Annotated in this window: 25 protein-coding genes; 15 read left to right on the top strand and 10 right to left on the bottom strand. The window is 60.0% G+C overall.

What is annotated here, in order from left to right:
- Positions 1–41 precede the first annotated feature (41 nt).
- From CKW21_RS09135 to CKW21_RS09085, 11 genes are all read left to right on the top strand, one after another.
- Entirely contained in the window at positions 42–500 is a 459-nt protein-coding gene (locus CKW21_RS09135; protein WP_095193641.1) for a thioesterase family protein, read from the top strand.
- 10 nt (positions 501–510) lie between these two features.
- On the top strand, positions 511–1,470 hold the full coding sequence (locus tag CKW21_RS09130) for an amidohydrolase family protein (RefSeq protein WP_095193640.1): 960 nt from the start codon (positions 511–513) through the stop codon (positions 1,468–1,470).
- Entirely contained in the window at positions 1,463–2,422 is a 960-nt protein-coding gene (locus tag CKW21_RS09125; RefSeq protein WP_095193639.1) for an amidohydrolase, read from the top strand. The genes CKW21_RS09130 and CKW21_RS09125 overlap by 8 nt, the downstream gene beginning before the upstream one ends.
- Before the next feature lie 20 nt (positions 2,423–2,442).
- On the top strand, positions 2,443–4,020 hold the full coding sequence (locus CKW21_RS09120) for an aldehyde dehydrogenase (NADP(+)) (RefSeq protein WP_095193638.1): 1,578 nt from the start codon (positions 2,443–2,445) through the stop codon (positions 4,018–4,020).
- 132 nt (positions 4,021–4,152) lie between these two features.
- Complete coding sequence (locus tag CKW21_RS09115) at positions 4,153–4,725, top strand: PPC domain-containing DNA-binding protein (protein WP_095193637.1); 573 nt, start codon at positions 4,153–4,155, stop codon at positions 4,723–4,725.
- 73 nt (positions 4,726–4,798) lie between these two features.
- The gene (locus tag CKW21_RS09110; protein WP_095193636.1) at positions 4,799–6,106 is read left to right on the top strand and encodes an OprD family porin; all 1,308 of its coding nucleotides are present in this window, start codon (positions 4,799–4,801) and stop codon (positions 6,104–6,106) included.
- A 172-nt stretch (positions 6,107–6,278) separates the two neighbouring features.
- Positions 6,279–6,407 (top strand): hypothetical protein, encoded by a 129-nt coding sequence (locus CKW21_RS31735; protein ID WP_256590161.1) that lies wholly within the window; start codon positions 6,279–6,281, stop codon positions 6,405–6,407.
- A gap of 207 nt (positions 6,408–6,614) precedes the next feature.
- On the top strand, positions 6,615–7,928 hold the full coding sequence (locus CKW21_RS09100) for a C4-dicarboxylate transporter DctA (RefSeq protein WP_095193634.1): 1,314 nt from the start codon (positions 6,615–6,617) through the stop codon (positions 7,926–7,928).
- A gap of 54 nt (positions 7,929–7,982) precedes the next feature.
- A complete protein-coding gene (locus tag CKW21_RS09095) occupies positions 7,983–8,687 on the top strand; it encodes a FadR/GntR family transcriptional regulator (RefSeq protein WP_095193633.1) in 705 nt (234 codons plus the stop codon).
- A gap of 35 nt (positions 8,688–8,722) precedes the next feature.
- On the top strand, positions 8,723–9,412 hold the full coding sequence (locus tag CKW21_RS09090) for a GntR family transcriptional regulator (protein ID WP_095193632.1): 690 nt from the start codon (positions 8,723–8,725) through the stop codon (positions 9,410–9,412).
- Positions 9,413–9,795: 383 nt separating this feature from the next.
- Entirely contained in the window at positions 9,796–11,421 is a 1,626-nt protein-coding gene (locus tag CKW21_RS09085) for a methyl-accepting chemotaxis protein (protein WP_095193631.1), read from the top strand.
- A gap of 78 nt (positions 11,422–11,499) precedes the next feature.
- Here the strand turns inward: CKW21_RS09085 and CKW21_RS09080 are convergent, their stop codons facing one another.
- Positions 11,500–11,697, bottom strand: coding sequence for a YbdD/YjiX family protein (locus CKW21_RS09080; RefSeq protein ID WP_008051268.1), 198 nt, complete (start codon positions 11,695–11,697; stop codon positions 11,500–11,502).
- A gap of 15 nt (positions 11,698–11,712) precedes the next feature.
- Entirely contained in the window at positions 11,713–13,770 is a 2,058-nt protein-coding gene (locus CKW21_RS09075) for a carbon starvation CstA family protein (protein WP_095193630.1), read from the bottom strand.
- 368 nt (positions 13,771–14,138) lie between these two features.
- Here CKW21_RS09075 and CKW21_RS09065 point away from each other — a divergent pair, with 368 nt between their 5' ends.
- The 3 genes from CKW21_RS09065 to CKW21_RS09055 all read left to right on the top strand — a co-directional run bounded on the left by CKW21_RS09065 (position 14,139) and on the right by CKW21_RS09055 (position 16,755).
- A complete protein-coding gene (locus CKW21_RS09065) occupies positions 14,139–15,482 on the top strand; it encodes a cache domain-containing protein (RefSeq protein WP_095193628.1) in 1,344 nt (447 codons plus the stop codon).
- Between the two features lie 51 nt (positions 15,483–15,533).
- On the top strand, positions 15,534–16,166 hold the full coding sequence (locus tag CKW21_RS09060) for a response regulator transcription factor (RefSeq protein WP_095193627.1): 633 nt from the start codon (positions 15,534–15,536) through the stop codon (positions 16,164–16,166).
- 223 nt (positions 16,167–16,389) lie between these two features.
- A complete protein-coding gene (locus CKW21_RS09055) occupies positions 16,390–16,755 on the top strand; it encodes a hypothetical protein (RefSeq protein ID WP_095193626.1) in 366 nt (121 codons plus the stop codon).
- A gap of 85 nt (positions 16,756–16,840) precedes the next feature.
- Here the strand turns inward: CKW21_RS09055 and CKW21_RS09050 are convergent, their stop codons facing one another.
- The 6 genes from CKW21_RS09050 to CKW21_RS09025 form a co-directional block, all read right to left on the bottom strand.
- Complete coding sequence (locus CKW21_RS09050; RefSeq protein WP_095193625.1) at positions 16,841–17,860, bottom strand: ABC transporter substrate-binding protein; 1,020 nt, start codon at positions 17,858–17,860, stop codon at positions 16,841–16,843.
- A 105-nt stretch (positions 17,861–17,965) separates the two neighbouring features.
- Positions 17,966–18,181: a molybdopterin-binding protein gene (locus tag CKW21_RS09045; protein WP_007904463.1), complete on the bottom strand. Its 216-nt coding sequence runs from the start codon at positions 18,179–18,181 to the stop codon at positions 17,966–17,968.
- 352 nt (positions 18,182–18,533) lie between these two features.
- On the bottom strand, positions 18,534–19,880 hold the full coding sequence (locus CKW21_RS09040) for a glutamine synthetase family protein (RefSeq protein WP_095193624.1): 1,347 nt from the start codon (positions 19,878–19,880) through the stop codon (positions 18,534–18,536).
- Between the two features lie 23 nt (positions 19,881–19,903).
- Positions 19,904–20,458: a helix-turn-helix domain-containing protein gene (locus tag CKW21_RS09035; RefSeq protein WP_095193623.1), complete on the bottom strand. Its 555-nt coding sequence runs from the start codon at positions 20,456–20,458 to the stop codon at positions 19,904–19,906.
- 25 nt (positions 20,459–20,483) lie between these two features.
- Positions 20,484–21,773 (bottom strand): FAD-binding oxidoreductase, encoded by a 1,290-nt coding sequence (locus tag CKW21_RS09030; RefSeq protein WP_095193622.1) that lies wholly within the window; start codon positions 21,771–21,773, stop codon positions 20,484–20,486.
- A 389-nt stretch (positions 21,774–22,162) separates the two neighbouring features.
- A complete protein-coding gene (locus CKW21_RS09025) occupies positions 22,163–23,365 on the bottom strand; it encodes an NAD(P)/FAD-dependent oxidoreductase (protein ID WP_095193621.1) in 1,203 nt (400 codons plus the stop codon).
- Positions 23,366–23,663: 298 nt separating this feature from the next.
- Here CKW21_RS09025 and CKW21_RS09015 point away from each other — a divergent pair, with 298 nt between their 5' ends.
- Positions 23,664–24,233 (top strand): Rrf2 family transcriptional regulator, encoded by a 570-nt coding sequence (locus CKW21_RS09015; protein ID WP_095193619.1) that lies wholly within the window; start codon positions 23,664–23,666, stop codon positions 24,231–24,233.
- Between the two features lie 3 nt (positions 24,234–24,236).
- Here the strand turns inward: CKW21_RS09015 and CKW21_RS09010 are convergent, their stop codons facing one another.
- Positions 24,237–24,578: a hypothetical protein gene (locus CKW21_RS09010; protein WP_095193618.1), complete on the bottom strand. Its 342-nt coding sequence runs from the start codon at positions 24,576–24,578 to the stop codon at positions 24,237–24,239.
- A 70-nt stretch (positions 24,579–24,648) separates the two neighbouring features.
- Positions 24,649–24,867, bottom strand: a complete 219-nt coding sequence (locus CKW21_RS09005; protein WP_095193617.1) for a hypothetical protein — start codon at positions 24,865–24,867, stop codon at positions 24,649–24,651.
- Between the last annotated feature and the right edge of the window lie 122 nt (positions 24,868–24,989).

Here is a 24,989-nt window from a genome sequence, read left to right as displayed (position 1 = left end):
GTCGCCGCCGCGACCGTCGACACTCAAACACGAGGTTGCTTATGAATTTCTCCACCCTGGAAACCGGCTCCACCACCGAACGCCGGCTGATCGTCGATCCGCCGCGCACCATCTCGTTTCTTGGCGAGGACTTGCGCATCTACGCCACCCCGCGCCTGGTGGACGACATCGAGCAGGCTTGCCTGGACTACCTGCTGACCTTCCTCGACGACGGCGAAAATACCGTGGGCGCGGCGGTGGATATCCGCCACGTGGGCGCCACGCTGCTGGGCATGTCGGTGAGCATCGTGGCCACGGTCACCCGCATCGAAGGCCGCAGCGTCACCTTCAATGTCGAAGTGCGCGATGACGTGGAACTGGTGGCGACGGCGGCGCACACACGGGTGGTGGTCAACGTCGCCAAACTGCGCAGCCGCGTACAGGCCAAGGCGGCCGCAGCCGAAGCCGGCGAAGTCGATGATGGCGCGCTCAATCCTGCACGCCTCACTGCGTCGCGTTGAGTGCCTCGACATGATCACCCTGCATGAACGCAACGGCTTGCCCAACCTCGCGGCCAAGGATGCACTGCCGATCGTCGATGCCCACCATCACCTGTGGGACCTCGGCAACGGCCGCTACCCCTGGTTGCAAGACGACTATCACGAAGACTTTTTCCTCGGTGACTACCATTCCCTGCGCCGTGACTTCCTGCCCGGGCACTTCCTCGCGCTGACCGAAAATCAACGCTTGATCGGCACGGTGCATGTCGAGGCCGAGCGCGCCCGGGATGAGCAGGTCGCCGAAACCCGCTGGCTGGAACAGGTGAACGCCCGCTACGGTTTCCCCAACGCCATCGTCGCCCACGCCTGGTTCGATCGCGAAGACAGCGCCGAGATCCTCGCGGCCCAGGCGGCCCGGCCGCTGGTCAAAGGTATCCGTTCGAAACCGGTGACGTCGGCCTCGCCAAACGTCTCGATCGCCGGAGCGCCTGGCACCCTGCAGGACCCGAAATGGCTCGAAGGCTTTGCCCTGCTCGAGCGCTACGACTTGTCGTGGGACCTGCGCGTGCCGCCGTGGCACCTGGTGGAAGCGGCGCAAGTGGCAGCGATGTTTCCGCGGATCCGCATTGCCCTCAACCACACCGGTTTCGCCTGGGACCGCAGCCCCGAAGGCATGGCGCGCTGGCGCAAGGGCCTGGAAGCCCTGGCCTTGCAACCCAACGTGCACATCAAGCTCTCGGAATTCGGCCTCAAGGATTCGCCGTGGCGCTTCGAGGACAATCGCATCGTGGTGCTCACCGCGCTGGAGATCTTCGGCGCCGAGCGCTGCATGTTCGCCAGCAACTTCCCGGTGGCGGGGTTGCGCGCCACCTACGACACCCTCGCCGATGGCGTCGCCGCGATGCTTGCGCCCATGGGCCGCGAGGTTCAGGAAGCGGTGCTCGCCGGCAATGCCCAACGTTTCTACCGCCTGGAGACCCGCCATGAATGACCCATCGGCCATCGACTGGCGCGCGCGTTTCCTGGCCAGCGGCGATGACGCCGACTTGCCCATCGTCGATGCCCATCAGCATTACTTCGATATCGACGCCCATTACTACCCGTGGCTGAACGACCGGCCGTTGCGGCCGTTTCGCTACGGCGACTACTCGTCGATCTGCCGCAACTTCCTGCCCCGGGACTATCGCCGCCTGACCGGCACGCACCGGATTGTCCAGACCGTGCTGATCGAGGGCGAGTGGGACCCGGCAACACCACTGGAGGAAGTGCGTTTTGTCGAGTCGCTGGCCGAGGAGGAACCGACCCTGGTCGCCATGGTGGCCCAGGCCTGGCTCGACCGCGAAGACGCCCCCGACCTGTTGCGTGAGTACGCCCGCCACCCGTTGGTGCGCGGCATACGCCACAAGCCGACGGTCACTCGCCGGGAGGACTGGCGTGAAGATTTCGCCGCGCCCGGTTCCCTGCGTGATCCACGTTGGCGGGACGGCTACGCCCTGTTGGCGGAGCATGGCCTGCACTTCGAATTGCAGGCGCCCTGGTGGCACCTGCCGGAAGCGGCCGAGCTGGCCAGGGACTTTCCCGACGTGACCATCGTGGTCAACCACACGGCGCTACCGTCCGACCGTTCCCGCGAAGGTCTGGCGGCTTGGCGTGAAAACCTGGCGCTGCTGGCCCGCGAACCGAACGTCGCGCTGAAGGTTTCCGGCATCTGCATCCCCGGCGAACCATGGCCCGTGGACGCGAACCGCGTGGTGGTCAACGACGCGATTTCGATCTTCGGTGTCAGCCGTTGCGCATTCGCCACCAATTACCCGGTCGATGGCGTGGTGAACGGCATGAGCGAGATTCTCGACGGCTTCAAGACCATCGTCCGCGACCGCCCTGTCACCGATCGGCTGGCGCTGTTCCACGACAACGCCCGACGCCTTTACCGACTTGTTTGAACAGCCCTTCAGGAGTTCCCATGTTTGAAGTTTCAGGCCACAACTATATTGCCGGCACCCGTTCGGCCAGCGGTACCGTCACCCTGCAAAGCTTTGATGCCGGCACTGGCGCTGCGCTGCCCTATCGCTTCCATTCGGCGACCGTGGAAGAAGTGAATGCCGCCGCCGAAGCGGCCGCCAGTGCCTACCCGACCTTCCGTCATCTGTCGGCCGAACGCCGCGCCGATTTTCTCGATGCAGTCGCCACTGAACTGGATGCGCTGGATGACAGCTTCATCGCCCTGGTCTGCCGCGAAACGGCCCTGCCCACCGGGCGCATTCAAGGCGAACGGGCGCGTACCAGCGGCCAGATGCGCCTGTTCGCCAGCACCCTGCGTCGCGGCGATTTTTACGGGGCGCGCATTGATCGGGCACTGCCAGAGCGTCAACCATTGCCGCGCCCGGACCTGCGTCAGTACCGCACCGGCCTGGGTCCGGTGGCCGTGTTCGGCGCCAGCAACTTCCCGCTGGCCTTCTCCACCGCCGGCGGCGATACCGCTGCCGCATTCGCCGCCGGTTGCCCGGTGGTGTTCAAGGCCCACAGCGGCCACATGGCCACCGCCGATTACGTCGCCGGCGCGATCCTGCGCGCCGCAGAAAAAACCGATATGCCCAGGGGCGTGTTCAACATGCTCTACGGCAGCGTCGGCGAGGCGCTGGTCAAGCATCCGGCGATTCACGCCGTGGGCTTCACCGGTTCGTTGCGCGGTGGCCGCGCACTGTGCGACATGGCAGCGGCCCGTCCACAGCCGATCCCGGTGTTCGCCGAGATGAGCAGCATCAACCCGGTGCTGCTGATGCCTGAAGCACTCAAGGCACGCGGTGACAAGATCGCCAGCGAGCTGGCCGCTTCCGTGGTGCTGGGCGCAGGCCAGTTCTGCACCAATCCGGGCTTGGTGCTGGGCATTCGTTCGCCGGAGTTCTCGGCGTTCCTCGAACGTTTTGCCGCCGTCATGGCCGAGCAACCGGCGCAGACCATGCTCAACAGCGGCGCGCTGAAAAGCTACTGCCATGGCCTGGAAAACCTCGGTGCTCACCCGGGCATGACGCGCCTGGCCGGCACAGAGCAACAGGGCAATCAGGCACGGCCGCAACTGTTCAAGGCCGATGTCAGCCTGCTGATCGAGGGTGACGAACTGCTGCAGGAAGAAGTCTTCGGCCCGACCACCATCGTCGTCGAAGTGGCGAGCCAGGCCGAGCTGATCCAGGCCCTGCACGGCTTGCGCGGCCAGTTAACCGCGACCCTGATGGTCGAGGACACGGAGCTCGACAACCTGGGCGATGTGCTGGCCCTGCTGGAACAGAAAGTCGGGCGCGTGCTGTTCAACGGCTACCCCACCGGGGTGGAAGTCTGCGACGCCATGGTCCACGGCGGCCCGTACCCGGCCACCTCCGATGCGCGCGGCACCTCGGTGGGAACCCTGGCGATCGATCGTTTCCTGCGCCCGGTGTGCTACCAGAATTGCCCCGACAGCCTGCTGCCGGACGCACTGAAAAACGCCAACCCGCTGGGCATCGCCCGGTTGCTGGACGGCGTCATGAGTCGCGAAGCGCTGTAAGCCCGCGAATCAACGCAACGCCCCTCGCCCACTGTTAGTTCCATGACAGCAGCGCCTGGTCCCCCCAGGCGCCGGGCATCGCTGTGCCTGAAAACGCTTCATCCCTACAAAAACAACAACAGAGGAAGTCCCATGCAAGTGCAACGTCAACCGAAACAACCCCTGTCGAAACTGCTGTTGGCGATCAGCGCCGCCATGCTGATCGGCTCAATCCTGTCCCCGTCGGCCATGGCCGAAACATCGACCACCGCGACGACCACGCCCATGCAATGTGCAACCGAAACCACCCCGCGCTACACCAAGACCGCCACCGGTTATCTGATGGTCCTGCGCATGGGCGACAACGCCTTCAAGGAACTGACCAAACTGGCCATCGCCGAAAAAATCCCCAGCGCCTCGATCAGCGGCATCGGTTTCGGCAACGTGAAATTCGGGTTCTGGAACAAGGATAAAAAGGACTTCGACGCCAAGACCTTCAGCAATGTCGAGATGGCCAGCATCACCGGCTCCGTGGCCTGGAAGAACGAACAACCTTCGATTCACATGCATGGCGTCGCCGGCGACAGCACGTTCCAGGCCTACGGCGGCCACATCCTCGACTTCGAAGTGACCACCGGCTCGATGGAAATCACCGTCATCGTGCACCCCCGTCGCCTGGAGCGCGGGATCGATCCGTGCATCGGCGCCAATGTCCTGGGTATCTGACCCCGACCGCCTGCCTCTCCCACCGCAACGGTGGGAGCTCCCCACTTCCAACGATAAAAAACGGGCGACATACATGAGCAGTAAATACATAGCGGCAACCCTGGCGCTGGGCGGCATCGTGCTCGGTAACCAGGCACAGGCGGATTTTTTGGGTGACAGCAAAGCCACCCTGGGCCTGAAGAATTTCTACTTCAACAACGACAACCGCGACGGCACCGCCGCCCCTTCGAAAACCGAAGAATGGGCGCAGGGTTTCCTGCTGGACTACAAGTCGGGTTACACCGACGGCCAGGTCGGTTTCGGCGTCGACGCGCTGGGACTGATGGGGGCGACCCTGGACAGTGGCAAGGGGCGCCACGTCGGCAGCAGCATGATTCCCTCGGACAGCGATAACAGCGCCGTCGACGAGTGGAGTCGCCTGGGCCTGACCGGCAAGGTCAAGGTCTCGAAAACCGAACTGCGCCTGGGCACGTTGATGCCGAAGCTGCCGATCCTGGTATCGAACGACGGTCGGCTGTTGCCGCAGACCTTTGAAGGCGGCCAGCTGATGTCGAGCGAGTTCAAGGACCTGACCTTGATCGGCGGACGCATCGAACACGCGACAGGCCGGGGTTCCAGCGATCAAACCGGACTGGCGGCCACGGGCGGTACGCGGGAGAGCAACCACTTCGACTTCGCCGGCGGCGACTGGAAAGTGACCAGGGACCTGACCGCACAGTATTACTACGCACACCTGGACGACTACTACACGCAGCAGTTTTTCGGCCTGATCCACACCCTGGCGATCGCCGACAATCAATCGCTGAAAACCGACCTGCGCTACTTCAATACCGATTCATCGGGTGAAAACAGCAGCGGGACGTCCGGCTACCGGATCAGCGGCTACACCCGGGGCAATGACGGCGAAATCGACAACCGCACCTGGAGCGCCGCGCTGATTTACACCCTGGGCGCCCACGCTTTCACCGCCGGTTATCAAAGCGTGTCCAGCGGCAGCGGCTTCACCCAGCTCAACCAGGGTGGCCTGCCGGACAAGGGTGCCGGCGGCGCCAGCCTGTACCTGTACACCGACCGTCTGATCCAGACCTTCACCCGCGCGGGCGAGCGCACCGCGTTCGGCCAATACGCCTACGACTTCGCGGCACTCGGCTTGCCGGGCCTGAAGGCCTCGGTCATCTACCTCAGCGGCGACAACATCAAGACTGCCAGCGGTTCGACTCAGAAGGAATGGGAGCGAGACATCAGCCTCGATTACACCTTGCAGTCCGGTCCGCTCAAGGGGGTTGGATTCGGCTGGCGCAATGGTGAGTCCCACAGCCAGGCGTCTCGGGATCAGGACCAGAATCGGCTGATCGTCAGCTACAGCATTCCCCTGCTCTGACTCGACCCGACAAGCAAGACCTGTGGGAGCGAGCCGGCTCCCACAGCACTCAGGCAGTTGAGCCATTAATCGCTTATTTCGGCATTGTCATAAAAGCGTACGATAATCAACTCGATTCATTGCTGGAGGGATGCCGGCTTCATGAAGACTGTTTGCAGCGTGAGGAAACGCCATGTCCCTGAATGCGCTGTTCATCTACTGGCCACTGCTGGCAATCGCCATCGCCACCACCCTGTGCCGCCTGATTCACCAGGCCAAGGCAGCTGATCGGGCACTGGGCATACAACGCCCGGAACGATAGCGCTCAGGTTTGCCCCCTAACCAGATAACGGTGTCGGCACCACTGGTCAGACCGGTCATGCCAATTTTCTCCTTTCCCCTTGTATTCGGCAAAAAACCTGGCCTAAACTGCGCCTGCACTGGACATACCGGTAAGACCACAATAATTAAGTCCTGAATCTGATGCGCCATGCGCACGGCAGCCAGGACACCGACCAGGATTCCTCCCATGCTCAGATGGTGCTCGCGTTCAATCTTCCTTCAAGTGGTTCTCGGACTGGTGCTCGGCATCATCTGCGGGCTGACCCTTCCCGAATACTCTGCACAACTCAAACCCCTCGGCGACGGTTTCATCAAACTGATCAAGATGCTCATCGGCCTGATCGTGTTCTGCGTGGTGGTCAGCGGCATCAGCGGCGCCGGCGACTTGAAGAAAGTCGGGCGCATCGGCCTCAAATCGGTGATCTACTTCGAAATACTGACCACCATTGCCCTGGTGATAGGCCTGGTGTTCGCCTTCACCACCGGTATCGGCAGCGGCGCCAATATTCATCTGGATCAGCTGTCCGCCGCCGATATGGGCGACATCGCCCAGCGCGGCCAGCACATGCACACCACCACGCAGTTCCTGATGGACCTGATCCCGACCTCGGTCATCGGTGCTTTCGCCGACAACAACATCCTGCAAGTGCTGCTGTTCTCGGTGCTGTTCGGCAGTGCCCTGAATCTGGTGGGCGAAGCGGCCTCGGGGATTTCCAGGCTGATCAACGAACTCAGCCACGTGATCTTCCGCATCATGGGCATGATCGTGCGCCTGGCGCCGATTGGTGTGTTCGGGGCGATCGCGTTCACCACCAGCAAATATGGCCTGGACTCGCTGCAGCATCTGGGCAGCCTGGTCGGCCTGTTTTACCTGACCTGCGTGGCGTTCGTGGCCTTGATTCTCGGTCTGGTGATGCGCCTGTCCGGCTTGAAGATGTGGCCCTTGCTCAAATACCTGCGCGAAGAATTGCTGATCGTCATGGGCACCGCCTCCTCCGACGCCGTACTGCCGCAAATCATGCGCAAGCTCGAACATCTGGGCATCGGCAGCTCCACGGTGGGCCTGGTCATTCCAACCGGCTACTCGTTCAACCTGGACGGCTTTTCGATCTACCTGACCCTGGCCATCGTCTTCATTGCCAATGCCACCGGCACACCACTGGCGATGACCGACCTGCTGACCATTCTGCTGGTGTCATTGATCACCTCCAAAGGTGCCCACGGGATTCCCGGTTCCGCACTGGTGATTCTGGCGGCAACGCTGACCGCGATTCCGGCCATTCCGGTGGTCGGTCTGGTGCTGGTGCTGGCGGTGGACTGGTTCATGGGCATCGGCCGGGCGCTGACCAACCTGATCGGCAACTGCGTCGCCACGGTGGCCATCGCCCGCTGGGAAAAAGACATCGATATCCAACGGGCAAACAAAGTGCTTTCCGGTCAGGTGGGGTATACCTTCCAGCCGAGAAAACCGGTTGTTCCCGGACATCAGCAGGAATTTTAAACCAACCGTGCCCGCCCCACGGGCGGGCACATTGATCGCGACCTGGAGCGAAATGTGATTACCTCGTCAACCGTCGTCAATTCAGTGGTAGAAAAACTTCGGGCCGCTCTGGCCCGTGGTCAATGGCGTTCCGGCGACATGTTGCCGGGCCAGCGTGAACTGGCCGAGCAACTGGGCATCAGCCGCCCGAGCCTGCGTGAAGCGGTGATCGTGCTGGAAACCCTCGGGCTGGTGCGTTCGATGCCGGGCAAGGGCGTGGTGGTACTGGATGCCCACCCGGAAGACAGTCAAAGCCATGACAGCGCGGTGGCCGGCGCGAGCCTCGAAGATGTGCTGCAACTGCGCTATACCCTTGAGCCCTTTATCGTTGGTCTGGTGGCGCAGTCGATCAGCAGCAAGGAAGTCGGGCAACTGCGCCTGACCTTGATGGACATGCGCGAAGCCCTGGAAGCCGGCGACAGCGAAGCCGGGGTCAACGCTTACATCGCGTTCCACGAAGAGTTGTTCACGCTGACCTCCAATCCGATTTTCCAGAGCGTGGTGCAGCAGACCAGCAATGCCCTCAAGCAAAGCGCCGACGTGCTGCGCAACTCGCCCGAGCACCTGGCCGAGCGCCTCGAAGAAAACGAAGCCGTGGTACGCGCCATCCGCAGCAAGAACAGCGCCCAGGCCAGTGCCGAGATGCGCCGGCACATCCTTCGCGAAGGTCAGCGGATGGGCATCGAATTGAACATTCCGGAAGACAACCTCAGCCGTTGAACCCCGAACCTGAAAATTGAAGCTGGAGACAGGCCATGAACAGCGTAGCCTCACCGCAAACTCTTGTTGACCTGCCCTTCCCCATGTCTGCGGGTGATCTCTATTCGCGGGTCTTCGACGCCATTCTTGAGCAGCGCCTCTTGCCCGGCAGTCGCTTTACCGAGGACAGCCTGGGACAGATGTTCGGCGTTCGACGCAGTGAGATTCGCAGCGTGCTGGCGCGCCTGGCCCATCAGCAAATCATCATCCTTCGCACCCATCACCGGCCGCGAGTCGCCGCGCCCGACGCAGAACAAACCCGGCAAACGCTGCACGCCCGACGGCTGGCCGAGATCACGCTGGTGCGGCTGGCCTGTCAGCGCCCCGCCCCCCAGGATTTAGACCGCTTGCGTGCAATCGTCGAACGTGAACGCCAATGCACCGAGCGCGGCCAGGCACTTCGACTATCCACAGACTTTCATCTGGCGTTGGCAGAGTTGGCGGGGAATGCACCCTTGGCGCACTTTCTTGAAGGCCTGGTGCCGCAGACATCGCTGGCGATTGCCCAGATGGATGCGCAGGTCGAGGATTGTTGCGATTGGCGAGCACACGAAGGGATTCTGGAGGCGGTTGAGCGTCGAGATGCGGTAATGGCCGCAACCCTGCTCAGTCGACACCTGGACTATCTCGAGGGGATGTTGCTGAACGCACCGGCAGCGCTGCGCCAAAAGCGCATTGCCCTGTAAACACAAAAAAACAACTGTAGGAGCGAGCTCTGCTCGCGATGCACGCAAGGGCAACGCGTGTATTCAGACAGTACGAGTTATCGTTGACGTCCATCGCGAGCAGAGCTCGCTCCTACAAATACTGCGATCAGTCCGAAATCCGGCTCAACAACACTTCTCCCCGCCTTCGACCGCGAACAGGTGCGGATCAGCACCTGCGGCAGCGGTCAGAAGACGCCGTCAGCTCATTCTGTCAGACGTCGCTAATTCGTAATTTCTCGCCGGTCAGGCCGCGACTTTTTTCGTCCGCTCAGTACATGATGTCAATGTGCCTTCCGCGCACGAAAAAAAACCCTCCCCCCTTCGATTACTAACTGAATTAGTTGACCCAGGAAGACCGGACTATGGAAAGCTGGAAAATCAGGACTCATCTTCTGCTGCTGACCAGTGCTTTACTGCTGGGACTACTCTGTGTCGGCGGCCTTGGACTCAAGGGCATGCAATCGGCCGTTCGCAGCCTGGAAACCGTCTACCTCGATCGAGTCGTCCCGTTGCGGGACCTGAAAAAAATCGCCGACCTGTATGCAGTGAACATCGTCGATGCCACTCACAAAGCACGCAATGGCAACTTCACCAAAACGGAATCGCTGAGCCGGATCGAGCAGGCCCAAAAGGAAATCGATCAGACGTGGCAGACCTACAAATCGACGCAACTGATTCCGGCAGAAACGCGGCTTATCGCGCAAATCGACCCACTGATGGACGCCACCCGCGGGCCACTGCAAACCTTGCAGGGCATGCTGCGCCAGAACGACGATGCAGCGCTCGCACGATTCGCCACTGATCAGCTGTATCCATTGATTGACCCCTTGTCAGATAAGTTTTCCGAGTTGATTGAAGTTCAACTGGTGGAAGCCAGAAACCAGTTCGAACTCAACCAGGTCGGCTACACCGCCAATCTTCAACTTTGCCTGCTGATTCTGGCCTTGGCACTGATAGCGGGTGCAGGCTATTCGCTGTTCTTCTCCAGGATGTTGAGTCGCCAGCTCGGCGCTGAACCGGCAGAACTGGCTTCGATCAGTTCGAACATTGCCCAAGGAAACCTGGCTCACACGCTCGGTGATCGACAACGAGCGTCGACGGGTGTGTTGCACTCCGTCCAGGCGATGCGCCACAGCCTGAGCGATATGATCGGCAAGATCAGCCAGGCCTCCGAACAAATCGAAGGGGCCACGCTGCAATTGTCTGCATCATCGGAACAGGGACTGAGCAGCGCCGCACTGCAAAGCGAGACCGCCTCTTCCATGGCAGCCACGGTAGAAGAGCTGTCCGTGAGCATCAATCACATCGCCGACAACGCTCGACAGGCCCAAAGCACTGCACAGAAAGCCGGCGAAATCACCGGTGAAGGCATGGCGGTCATGCACGCCTCCATCGAGGAGATGGGGCAGATTGCCGACCTGGTTGCGCAAAGCTCATCGGACATCGATCAGCTGGCGATTCAGTCAAACGATATCAGCCTGATTGTCGAAGTGATTCGTGGCATCGCTGAACAAACCAACCTCCTTGCCCTGAATGCCGCCATCGAGGCGGCACGCGCCGGTGAACAAGGCCGTGGCTTTGCCGTGGTCGCCGATGAAGTTCGCAGCCTGGCCGCACGCACCGCCCAATCCACCACGGAAATCGTCACCCTGGTCAATGCCATACAAAACGGGATGGTCAAAGCGAAGGACAGCATGTCCGCCGGCTGCGAGCGTGTGACCCATGGCCAGAAACTGGTCGAAAGCGCCGGACAATCCATGAGCAAGATCAAGGGCGCACTGGACGAATCCATTGCGGCCGTCAGTTTCATTTCGTTGTCGCTACAGGAACAACGCGCAGCCAGTGAACAAGTCGCCAGTAACGTCGAACGCGTGGCACAAAGCGTAGAAGAGAACGCTGCCGCCCAGGGCGGGATCGTGCGCACAACCCAGGAGCTCAAGGCCATGTCCGATGGGCTGGGAGGTATTCTGCAGAGGTTCAGCCTGTAACCGGCTCGCGCAGCGTAGAAGCGGACGGAATACAGGGATTAAAAAACCCGGCTTATTCAGCCGGGTTTTTTTATTGACTCAACAACACTTCGGCCCCGCCTTGCTGCCGTAACGGGCTTCCTGGCGTTCGCGGAAGAACGCCTCGTAGTCCATCACCGGCTTGTCCGGGTGCTTGCTTTGCATGTGCTCGACGTAGTTGTCGTAGTCGGGCATGCCGACCATCAGGCGCGCGGCCTGACCGAGGTATTTTCCGAGGCGACTGAGGTCATTGAACATGCTGCAAACCCTCGATCAAGCTTCTGGCAGTGCCTGGTATGGTGCTTCTTTATCCGTGCGTTCCTTGGTGCCCCAGGCGGCGATACCGACCTTGAGGGCAAAGAACAGGATGCTGAATACCACGAACAGGAACAGTGCGGTCAGTGTGGCGTTGGTGTAGGCGTTGAAGATCACATGCTGCATTTGATCGATATTCTTCGCCGGCGCCAGCACCTGACCGTTGGCCAGGGCATCGCTGTATTTCTTGGCCAGCGACAGGAAGCCGATCGCCGGGTTGGCGTCGAACAGCTTGATGAAGCCCGCAGTGCTGGTGCAGATCAGCAGCCAAACGGCTGGCAACAAGGTCACCCACACGTAACGCTGGCGCTTCATTTTGATCAGCACCACGGTGCCGAGCATCAGCGCGATACCGGCCAGCATCTGGTTGGAGATGCCGAACAGCGGCCACAGGGTGTTGATGCCACCCAGCGGATCGATCACGCCCTGGTACAACAGGTAACCCCACATGGCCACGCAACCGGCAGTGGCGATCAGGTTGGCGGTCCAGGATTCGGTGCGTTTGAGCGCCGGCACGAAGGAACCGAGCAAGTCCTGCAGCATGAAACGCCCGGCACGGGTACCGGCGTCGACCGCGGTGAGGATGAACAGTGCTTCGAACAGGATCGCGAAGTGGTACCAGAACGCCATGGTGTTTTCACCCGGCAGGACGTGGTGCAGGATTTGCGCGATACCCACCGCCAGGGTCGGTGCACCGCCGGCACGGGCCAGGATGGTGGTTTCACCGATGTCCTTGGCCACGGCTTGCAGCGCCTCCGGGGTAATCGCAAAGCCCCAGCTGCTGACAGTCTGGGCAACCGTAACAGCATCGGAACCCACAATGGCCGCAGGGCTGTTCATGGCGAAGTACACGCCCGGATCGATCACCGATGCAGCAACCATGGCCATGATCGCCACGAAAGACTCCATCAGCATGCCGCCGTAACCGATGTAACGGGCATGACCTTCGCTGGCCAGCAACTTCGGCGTGGTGCCGGAAGCGATCAGCGAGTGGAAACCCGATACCGCGCCACAGGCAATGGTGATGAACAGGAACGGGAACATACCGCCCTTCCACACCGGACCCGTGCCATCGATGAACTGGGTCAGTGCCGGCATTTTCAGCTCGGGCATGGTCACCAGAATGCCGATCGCCAGGGCGACGATGGTGCCGATTTTCAGGAAAGTCGAGAGGTAGTCACGCGGCGCCAGAATCAGCCACACCGGCAGTACCGCTGCGACGAAACCGTAACCGATCAACATCCAGGTGATCTGGATACCGGTGAAGGTAAAGGCTTTGGCCCACACCGGGTCAGCGGCAATCTGCCCGCCCAGCCAGATCGAGCCCAGCAGCAGGAACACACCGATGATGGAGATTTCACCGATGCGGCCCGGACGGATGTAGCGCATGTAAATGCCCATGAACATCGCGATCGGGACCGTCGCAATGACCGTGAACATGCCCCATGGGCTTTCGGCCAGGGCCTTGACCACGATCAGCGCCAGCACCGCGAGGATGATGATCATGATCAGGAAGCAGCCGAACAGCGCGATGGTGCCGGGGATGCGGCCCATTTCTTCGCGGACCATATCGCCCAGGGAGCGACCGTTGCGGCGGGTGGACATGAACAAGACCATGAAGTCCTGCACGGCACCGGCCAGCACCACCCCGGCGATCAACCACAGCGTACCGGGCAGGTAGCCCATCTGCGCCGCCAGGACCGGACCGACCAATGGCCCCGCGCCGGCGATGGCCGCGAAGTGGTGACCGAAGAGGACGTGTTTGTTGGTCGGTACGTAGTCCAGACCATCGTTGTTGAGCACAGCGGGGGTCGCTCGATTGGGGTCGAGCTGCATCACTTTATTGGCGATGAACAGACTGTAGTAGCGGTAGGCAACCAGGTAGATAGCAACGGCTGCGACGACGATCCAGAGGGCGTTGATCGCTTCGCCGCGGCGCAGGGCCACGACACTCAGCGCAATCGCTCCCAGGACGGCCACGGCAAACCAGGCGAGGTGTTTAGCCAGACGGGGCATAGAGGGTCTCCTGCCGACAGCTTGTGACTGCGGCGGTAATTTTTATAATTGTGTCCGCTGTGCGGAGCTGGCCCAATATCCGCGCATGCCGTCCACAAATAAATCCGCGTTACTACGTACGCGCTGTCTACGTAGTTCTACGTAGACGATGCATATATCCCTGTGGGAGCGAGTCTGCTCGCGAAGACGAGGGCACATTCAACATCGATGCTGACTGACCCACCGCTTTCGCGAGCAGGCTCGCTCCCACAGGTTTCGCATTGAAATTCCTCCCACCGGTCATTCCGTCCAGCAGCGCTACTGGGCGAGCCTATGTTTGGCATATGATGCCGGCCTTCGCCTCCTTCGGCCCGACAGGAGCCCAGCAGATGCAGCTCAAACACAAAATCGTCGCGCTCGGGATTCTGCCGCTGGTGTTGGCCATTGCCGTCATCTGCGCCCTGGTGATTTCCCTGAACCGGCAACTGGGTGATCAGCAGGCGCAACTGATCGAAGACAGCATTCTGGCGAGCAAACGCGCGGAACTGAAAAACTACGTGGAAATGGCGCAAAGCCTGATCGAGCCGCTGTACGACGACGGCCACGGTGACGCGCACGCCCAGAAACAAGTGCTGGAGGAACTGCGCAAACTCAGCTTCGGTATCAACGGTTACTTCTTCGTCTACGACCACGAAGGCCGCAGCCTGATGCACGCGCGGCAGTCGGAGCTGGTGGGCAAATACCTGTGGGACATGAAAGACCCGCACGGCCTGCCGGTGATCCAGGCGTTGCTGAAAAGTGCCCAGTCCGGCGAAGGTTTTCAACGGTACGCCTGGAACAAACCCTCCTCCGGCCAGGTGACCGACAAGCTCGCCTACGTGGTGATGCTGGATCGCTGGGGCTGGATGCTGGGTACCGGCATTTATCTTGAAGACGTTGAACGCGCAACCCAGCAGGCCCGTGACGAAGTGGCCATGGGCATCCGCAAGACCATGATGGCGATTGCCGTGGTCGCCCTCGTCGCGGTGCTGTTTGTGTTCGCCACCGGCATGACCCTGAACGTCAGCGAACATCGCCTGGCGGACAAGAAACTGCAGCGTCTGACCCAACGTATCGTCAGCCTGCAAGAGGAAGAACGGTCACGGGTTTCCCGCGAACTGCACGACGGCATCAGCCAGGTGCTGGTGTCGATCAAGTTTCAGTTCGAGCTGGCCAGCCACGTACTGGAGAATGGCCAGGACAAGGGCCTGGGCATATTACGGGACGCCACCGAACGCCTCGGCGAAGCGATTGGCGAGGTCCGCAGCCTGTCCCATGATTTGCGTTCATCGCTGCTCGACACCCTCGGGCTGCCGGCGGCCATCGGTCAACTGGCCGCGGAATTCGAGCAACGCAGCGGGCTGCGGGTGACCTACAACGATAATGAATTCGACTGCCATCTGGTCGAAGGCGCGGCGGTGTCATTGTTCCGCATCGTCCAGGAAGGCCTGACCAATATCGAACGGCATGCCCATGCCAGGAACGTTTGCATTACCCTGCACGGATCTGAAGACAACGTGCGCCTGACGCTGGTCGATGACGGTGTCGGTTTCAACGTCGCCCAGGTCGAACGTCGTCACGCGGGCATCGGCCTGCGTAATATCCGTGAACGCGTCGAACATTTTGGCGGCCGTTTCGACCTGATATCGGTACCTGGACGCAGTGAGCTGGATGTTTTGCTGCCAATGAAATGACCCGGCGGCAAACGCTGACGCCTCCCAAAACAACAAGAGTGAATGCCTGCGATGAACCTGCCCTCCCCGATCCGCGTCGCGTTGGTCGACGATCACTCCCTGGTCCGTGACGGAATCAAGGCGCTGCTGGCCGTCATGTCGCCCCTGGAAGTGGTGGGCGAAGCCGAAAACGGCGCCGAGGCGATCGAGATGGTCGGACGCTGCCAACCGGACCTGCTGCTGGTCGACATCAGCCTGCGGGACATGAACGGCCTGGAGCTGACCCGGGTGCTGCGCAGCCGGTATCCGTCGCTCAAGGTGTTGGTGCTGAGCATGTACGATAACTATGAGTACGTGAGTGAATCGGTGCGTTCCGGTGCCAGCGGCTATGTGCTCAAGAATGCGCCCTCACGGGAAATCATCGCGGCCATCGAAGCGATCACCAGCGGCGGCACCTTCTACAGCGCCGAAATCGCCCAGCGGCTGATCGCCGATAAAAGCACCGACAACGAGCTGACACCCCGGGAAAGCCAGGTGCTGTACAAAATGGCCCAAGGGCTCAACAACAAGGAAATGGCCCGGGAACTGGACATCAGCGTGCGCACGGTGGAAACCCATCGCCTGAGCATCCGTCGCAAGCTCAACATCGACAAGCCTGCGGCACTGGTCAAATACGCCATTGATCACGGGATCATTTCCCGTTAGAGCATTTAAACCTGTGGGAGCGAGCCTGCTCGCGAAGGCGATTTATCAATCAACATTGATGGTGACTGGCAGACCGCTTTCGCGAGCAGGCTCGCTCCCACAGGGATCATCGAACGACCATTGACTGCGTCAATAGTCACCATTAACTCAATGAAGTTCTCTTAAAAACTGTGCGGCGTAACATCTGCTCCATACCAACCAAATACCCCCGGAGCACACGATCATGAAACGCCAAACCATTCTCAGCATCGCTTTTTCGATCTTCGCAGTGAACGCTTTCGCCGCGACCTCTGCGCAACCTGTAGTCGCTGAAGGCGGCTCGGATCGTCTTATCGAAAGCCGTGTGGCTGAAGGTGGTTCGGATCGTCTGATCCAGAATCGTGTGGCTGAAGGTGGCGCTGATCGCCTGCTCGAAAAACGCGCTGTGGCTGCCGATGGTTCTGACCGCCTGAAAGGCAACACCATCGCCGCTGATGGTTCCGATCGCCTGAAAGGCAACACCGTCGCCGCTGATGGTTCCGATCGCCTGAAAGGCAACACCATTGCCGCCGATGGTTCCGATCGCCTGCACGGCAACACCGTCGCCTGAACAAATAGCTTCACCGAAGTCCCCAACGAAAAAACCCGGCCTGATCAGCCGGGTTTTTTCATGGTTTTTATCCGGCGATCAGGCTTCAACTGCCCGCGCCACCGTGTGCTTCTTCAAAAAAGTAGTCTTTCCAGCTGTCCGCCTTGTTTTTGAGTACGCCCAACGCCTGCAGTTTTTCGGCATAGACCGCCGTGCGTTGTGGCACGACGGTGAAGTCGATTTCGGGATCGTTGACGATTTTCTCGACCAGCGACAGCGGCAACTTCGATTGCTCGACCCGGATATAGGTCTGGGCGGCGGCGGACTTGTCGGCCTTGATGATTTTTTCGGCTTCGGCCAGGGCGTCATAGAACGCCTTGTAGGTTTTCGGGTTTTCGTCGTGGAATTTTTCAGTGGTGTACAGCACGTTGAACGTGGCCTGGCCACCCAACACGTCGTAGGAACTCAGCACTTTATGCACGTTGGGGCTCTGCAGTTCCTGATACTGGAATGGCGGGCTGGAGAAGTGCGAGCTGATTTCCGAGCCACCGGCGATCAGCGCCGCTGTCGCATCCGGGTGCGCAAGGCTGATCGAGATATCGTCGAATTTCTTGTACTGGTCATTGCCGAACTGTCTGGCGGTTTCAATCTGCAACGTGCGCGACTGGAACCCGACACCCGCCGCCGGTACTGCGATGCGGTCCTTTTCGGTGAAATCCTTGAGGCTCTTCACGTTCGGGTTGTTGGTCAGCAAATAGTTAGGCATCGACCCCAGCGAGGCGATGGCCTTGACGTTCTGTTTGCCCTTGGTCCGATCCCATATGGTCAGCATCGGCGGCACGCCCGCCGACACCACATCCAGTGCGCCCGCCAACAACGCTTCGTTCATCGCCGTGGCGCCGGAAATGCTGTTCCAGTCGACCTTGATGTCGAGGCCCCGGGCCTTGCCCTGTTTCTCGATGAGTTGCTGATCGCGCACCACATCCAGGATCAGATAGCCGATACCGAATTGCTGGGCAATGCTGATTTTACCTTCGGCCTGAGCACCGGGACTGAGCAATGCGCTGACCGCCGCCACGGAGGTCGCCAACAGGGTCAACGCTGGATGCTTGAAGCGAGTTGCCATGAAAACCTCATAAATTGAAATGCAGGGGACTGCTGCGCAGTCCAGCGGGAGCAAGCTCCCTCGCCACAGGTTGTTCATTGTCCCCAGTAACTGGACGGACAGGACTCAGAGCTTGGCAATCGAGACTTCGGTGGATTTCACGAAGGCAATGACTTCGCTGCCAACCTTCAATTCGAGGTCGCGCACCGAACGGGTGGTGATGACGGAGGTGACGATGCCGGAGGCGGTTTGTACGTCGATTTCCGAGACCACTTCGCCTTCCAGGATCTCCTTGATGACACCCTTGAACTGGTTACGGACGTTGATCGCTTTGATGGTCATGATGAGGCTTCCTGTCTGATGTCGAGTACATCCACCTGGATGTGCAGGCCTTCAAGGTGCACCGCCGGAATCAACACTAAAAGGAATATAAAATTATCAATTTATAATTATTGGATATATGCCAAATTTCAGGCAAAAAAAATCCCGGGCAGCTGATGGACGCCCGGGACTTAAAAATGCATAAACCGTGGTGGTGAACGCGGGGCGGATATTACGGAATATTTCCCGCTGTAACAAGATATTTTAGTTAACTGTTCGGTTACTAATTTCTCTAAGCCCTTAAATAACCTGATGTTTTTTATGGTTACCGTCGAAACCACCTGAACTGTGCCTGTAGGAGCGAAGCGTGCCTCTACAGATACCAGCGGTACTCCCGTGCATCGATGTCGTGCATGAAAGCCAAATGATCCTGGCGCTTGTTCTCGCAATACACATCGACAAACTCCGCCCCCAATCCTTCACGCAATTGCGGGTTGCCTTGCATGGACCGCACGGCTTCCAGCATCTCCAGCGGGAAATCGATACCGCTGCTGCGATCTTCATTAAGCGGGGCGATCGGTTCGCGGCCGTTTTCCAGGCCTTGCTCCAGTCCAACCAGTATCGCGGCGAGCACAAGGTAGGGATTGGCATCCGCACCGGCCAGGCGATGTTCGATGCGCAGGTTTTTCGCGTCCGACTCCGGTACCCGCAGGCAGGCATCGCGGTCTTCAAAGCCCCAACTGGCGCGGGATGCGACGTTCACGGTGGCGCTCAAGCGGCGCATGGCGTTGTGATTCGGAGCAAAGATGGGCATGCAATGAGGCAACACGTCCAGACACCCGGCCACGGCGTGGCGCAACGCTTGTTGCCCGTTCGCCGCCAGCAGGTTGTTGCCTGCTTCGTCGTAGAGGCTTACATGCACGTGCATGCCGCTGCCAGGATGCTGCAAGTAGGGTTTGGACATGAAACTGGCGCGATACCCATGCTTGAGCGCCACACCACGAGTGCTGCGGCAAAACAACGCCGCCCAGTCCGCCGCGCGCAATCCGTCATCCAGATGGCCGAAATTGATTTCGAACTGTCCGGGTCCGAGTTCGGCGGTGATCACCGTGGCATCGATGCCTTGCGTGCGCGCGGTCTGGACCATGTCATCGAGCACCGGGGCGAATCGCGAGAGGCGTTCGATGTGCATGTTCGGCTGATCATCGGCGTCACCGGTCAGTGGATCGCGCGCAAATTGTGGCAAGCCATCACGCAAGTGGCTATCGAACAGGTAAAACTCCAGTTCGAACGCCACCACCGGAAAAATGCCTTTGCGACGCAGGCGCTCCAGCACCTGCGCCAAGACTTCGCGCGGCTCGAAGACGATCGGTTTTTCGGTGCCGTCGGAGGTGATCAGCATCTGCCCCAACGGCTGTTGCTCCCAGCTCACCTTCTTGAGTGTGCCGGGCACCAGACGCCGTGGCGCATCCGGGTCACCGTCGTTGAAGCAGTAGTCGCCGATCTTGAACAGCCCGCCCTGGGTGCCGAGCAACACGCAGTTCTGCGGCAACTTGAGCGCGCTGCCGGCCGCCACTTTTTCCAGCATCTCGATCGGGTAGCGCTTGCCGTAGAAATGGCCTGGGATGTCCAGGGAAATCAGGTCGACGTAGCGCACTTCGGGGTAGCGCTGACGAAACCCGCGCACTTCGTCCAGCAGATCAGAGCACACAGCATCCATCGTCTTGTTCCTTGTTGTTTTTATCAGGTGTAAACCCACAGCACGCGGGTGAGTTGGTCCGAGAGATTGCCGTAGCGGCAATGGGCATGACTGGCCAGCTGGAAACTGTCGCCGGCGCACAAGGTGACCGGTTCGTTGTCATCGAGCCACAGCGTCAGCTGGCCTTCCAGGACATAGCCACCCTGCTCCGAACTGTCTTTCATGTGCCGGTCGCCGCTGCTGGCGCCGGGCTCCAGCTGGCTTTCGAGCATGGAAAACGACGCGCGCATTTTCGGCGAGACCAGGATGTCGGTGATCCCGTCGGCGTAATACAGCGTGCGACGCTCATCCGGCCGGGTCACCCAAGACAAGGCCATGGGTTTGGGCAGGCTGTAGAAATAAGTGGTCGGCACACCGAGGGTTTCGCTGATGGCGGTCAAGTCCGCCACCGTCGGCCGGGACAACCCGCGCTCAACCTGCGAAAGAAACCCCACGGAGCGACCGATTTTGTCCGCCAGTTCCTTCAGGGTGTATTTCTTGTGTTTGCGCAGGTCCTGGATGAGGATCGCCAACGCCGAAATCTCTTCTTGCATGTCCATCTAAAAGCTTCCAGAAAGTGCCGATTCAAATGCTGTCGCGCAGCCGGTACCAGGCTTTGCCGATGGCTTCCAGCGGTGCGGCCATGTACTTGCCGCCGGGAAAACTGTTGTTGGTCAAACCTTGGTACAACGCCAACTCGTCCGATTGGCCGAGTATCGCATTGGAAACGGCTTGCGCCCCGGCCAGGGTCGGCAGCACGCCGTGACCGGAATAGCCCTGCAGCCAGTACAGACCGCCGCGCCCGCCGATGTCGGGCGTGCGCTTGAGGGTCAGGTCGATGTGGCCGCCCCAGGCGAATTCCAGCTCGACCCCTTTCAGTTGCGGAAACACACGCTCCAGACAAGGCCGGGTGGCGCCGGCGATGTCCTTCGGCATGCCCCCCAGGTAAGTGCAACCGCCGCCGAACAACAAGCGGTTGTCGGGGGTGCGGCGGAAATAATCGAGCACGAACTGATTGTCGGTGACACACACATTGCTTGGCAGTAACGCAGTCGCCTGTGCCTCGGACAGTGGCGCCGTGGCCACCTGATAGGTCCCAACGGGCAACACGCAACTCGAGAGCTGCGGATCGAGCCGGTCGAGATAAGCATTGCAGGCCAGTACCAATACATCGGCGCGAATGCGACCGCGCTCAGTGGTCACCACATACCCGTCGCCCTCCTCGCGATAATTCAGCGCCTTGCTTTGTTCATGAATCACGCCACCGGCCCGCTCAATCGCCGCAGCCAGGCCGAGCGCCAGTTTCAGCGGATTCAAGTGCCCGCCTTCGGGATCGAACAGCCCGGCCTGGTAGCGCTCGCTGGCGACCCACTCCGGCAGCTGATGGCGTTCAATGAAACGCAAACCATCGTGGCCCCATTTGTGACTGGCCTCGTGCTGCCATTCGGTCAGCAAGCTGACCCGTCGTGGCATCACCGAGGTCCAGAGGTGGCCAGGCCGGTAGTCGCAATCAAATCCATGGCGTGCCGGCAGTTCTCGCAACTCCCGCGCCGCCCAGCGCATGCCTTCCCACAGGCGCCGCGCGCGCTCATACCCCAGCGCCGCTTCCAGCGGCGGCATGTCGCAGGACCAGCCAAGAATGGCCTGCCCGCCATTACGCCCCGACGCCGCCCACGCCACCCGGCTGGCTTCCAGCACAGTCACCCGCTTGCCGGCCAGGGCCAGGCGCAACGCGGTGTGCAACCCGCTGAAACCGGCGCCGATAACCAGCACTTCAGTGTCTTGCTCGCCTTCGAATGGCACACGGTTTTTCAGGTGATCGGTGCAGGTATGGGCGTAGTAGCTGGCGACGTGTTGGGTGGATTGCTGAAACATTGCCGGCTCCGTGAAATTTTATAGTTTTAATTTCATGAAAAAATACACGGAGAATTTCATATTGGCAATTTTTTGATGCTTTAGGATGGGGACAGCAGATCACCTGGAAAAGCCAGAGCGAGGTCGCCTGACAGCCGACCTGACTGTTGCGGATGTACCGAATCCCTGTGGGAGCGAGCCTGCTCGCGAAGGCGGTCTGGCATTCGCCATTGATGTCGACTGACATGGCCTCTTCGCGAGCAGGCTCGCTCCCACAGGGGGGACACGCCGCAAGAGCGAAACCATAAGCAGCCGTTACCGCAGCAATGGATATGTACCCAAACAAAAAAAATCCCACCCGGAAACACCCGGGCGGGATTCGCTGAAATGGCCAGCACTATGGGAAAGACTCAGGCAATCGGAATCAAAGGATCCGCCGCCGCCCAGGCAACATCACGATCCGCCACCGGCGGATAAATCCACACAGTATTGATCTGCGTCTTGAGTTCCTTGCCTTCCTGCTTGGTCAGCTTGACCTGGCGATCCCACCCTTCGGTGTACACCGCGCCCCAGGCGCCCAGATCCAGGCAGGTAACGTATTTCGGCTGGCGGTACGGCGTCGGGTCCACGCCGAGGATATGCGCGGCCACGTTGTTACCGGCATGACGACCCAACATGATGGCGTGCTGGCAAGTCATCAGTGCGTGGTTGCCGATGTCATCGGTGGCCGCGTAAGCGACGTCACCGGTGGCGTAGACGTCATCCTGGCCAATGACTTTCAGGTTTGCATCAACATGCAGGCGGCCGAGATGATCACGTTCGCCGGGGACCTGTTCGGTCAGCGAGCTGGCGCGTACGCCGGTGGTCCAGACAACGGTCTTGGCATCGATACGCTGGCCATCGGACAAGCTCACACCGTCTGCATCAACCGCAACAACCGAGGCGTTCAGATGCCAGGTCACGCCGGTTTCAATGCTGGCTTCAGCGATTTTTTCCGCAATTTCAGGGCCCATGGAACCACCGACCTTGTTACCGCGGTCAACGATGATCACCTTGATATCCGCACGATCGCCGAGGATGGCACGCAGGCGAGTCGGCATTTCAGTCGCCGTTTCAATCCCGGTGAAACCACCGCCGGCAACCACTACGGTGTTGCGTGCAGCGCTTTCTGGCTGGTTGACCAGATTCTTGAGGTGGTTTTCCAGGCGTACGGCTTGTTCGATCTGGTCGACGTCAAACGCATGCTCAGCCACGCCGGGGGTATCAGGCAGTGCCAGGCCGCTGCCGGTCGCCAGTACGAGTTTGTCGTAGATAACCACCTGTTTGTTGCCCGAAGCATCAATGTAGCCAACTCGTTTTTGCGCGACGTCGATGGTCTCGGCAGCGCCCTTGATGAACTTCACGCCGACCGCATCGAACAGCTTGCCAATCGGAGCGGCCAGTTGATGGGCGTTCGGCTCGTAAAAACGTGGGCGTATCCGCAACTCGGCCTGGGGAGCCAGCACCGTCACTTCGACGTTGTTGTGATCATGGATGTTGAACAGACGCGTCGCACTGATCGCTGTCCACATACCACCGAAACCCGCACCAACTACCAGGATGTGTTGTTTCATTTTTAACTCCAGTGAAGAACCAGGCATTGAATGTTGTTAAAGGACCAGGAGCTTGGCGCGAGTCTCTCTTGGAAAGCGCCGTTCACTGCCGATCTGACAACTGCGACTCTATTGATCCGAGTTACATCGCGCAACCTGTTTTTTGCGATGGTTTCCATCGACGATATCGATACAGGCCTGAAAGGAGCCATGCAGCGGGCTACAAAAGGATTTCCGCTTCAATGGAGCCACAATCCCATTCGTTGTCCCGTTAACGACCAGCTGATATCATTTGCGACAACACTAGTCGGAGATTGAAATGGCTCTTTACAGCGCAGGCGTCGAATACGGTCTTCACTGCCTGACTTTCCTGGTAGGCAATTGCGGCGATACCCGCGAAGCGAGTGTGCGTGACCTGGCCGAGCTGCAAGGTGTGCCACTGGACTATCTGGCAAAAATCTTCACCAAACTGGCCAAGGCAAAACTGGTGGTGGCGACCGAGGGTGTGCGTGGGGGGTTCAAGCTGGCTCGGCCGGCGGACGAAATCACGCTGCTGGATATCGTCAACGCCATCGACGGGCGCAAGGCTATTTTCGAATGCCGGGAAATTCGCGGTCGTTGCGCACTGTTTGAAGGTGAGACGCCGGAATGGGCGGTGGACGGACGCTGCTCGATCCATGCCGCGATGCTGACGGCGCAGAAGCGCATGGAAGAGGCCCTGGCCCAGCAGACGATCCTGGACATCGCCCGCAGGGTAGGACGCAAGGCCCCGGCGGAGTTCAACGCGAAGGTGGACAGCTGGATGAACGATCGCCGGGAAAAGAAAGGCACCGCCAGTGCCCAGACAAGCGACGATCAGCTCATCCAGGTCACCGCGATTTCCGACTGAATCCTACAGGCAATCACGCACTGCCTTGCGCAGTGCGCCGGACTTGGCCCAGGGCGGGCCCTGATACAGCGAGACCTGGCTGCCATCCTTCGACTTCACGATGTCCAGAACTTCATCGGCCGTGATGATGCTGGGCGCGGTAATCCGGTAGCCGTTGGATATCGACGTTTGCGTGGTGCTGGACACCTCTTTCTGCCACGGAGGCAACACGCACGCGGCCAGCTCTTTCGGTGGTTTTTCACTGTACTTGCTGACATTCGGCTCGCCCGGTACCACTGACGCCGGCAACGAACATCCCGACAGCAACGCCAATACCACTCCCCCCATCAACATCCGACTCTGCATGAAACGTCCTTAATCCTGAAAAAATAAAATGTAGTCTGTCGCCGTCCGGACTGCCATGGATGACCGAACCTCAGCGACTGGCGTTGTTGTCGCCAGGCCCCGGGTAGGACCGCTCGTTCAAATAGGTCATCCATCGCTCATAGGCTTCATGTTGCCACTGGCTGACCCGCTCCCACTCCGGCCCGCTGAGCTGGTGTTCGGAGATGAGCTTCATCATTTCGCTGGTGGCCGCATCCAGATCGGCAATCAGCTCATGGGCACGCGCTCTGAAATCATCGGTTGCGGTCATTTTGAACGTCCCCCGCCCTTGCCGAAAAATCGGTACTTCACTACGACAGCGAATTTTGCCGATCGCGCAAACTTCCCGACCAAAGGAAGCGCCCCGGGATCGGACGAATACAACGCTCTGCC

Origin of the sequence: Pseudomonas sp. Irchel 3A7 (genome assembly GCF_900187565.1) — a bacterium.
Taxonomy (GTDB): Bacteria; Pseudomonadota; Gammaproteobacteria; order Pseudomonadales; family Pseudomonadaceae; genus Aquipseudomonas.
The sequence above is the reverse complement of the archived record's forward strand: the minus strand, read 5'-3'. Positions and strand labels throughout refer to the sequence as shown.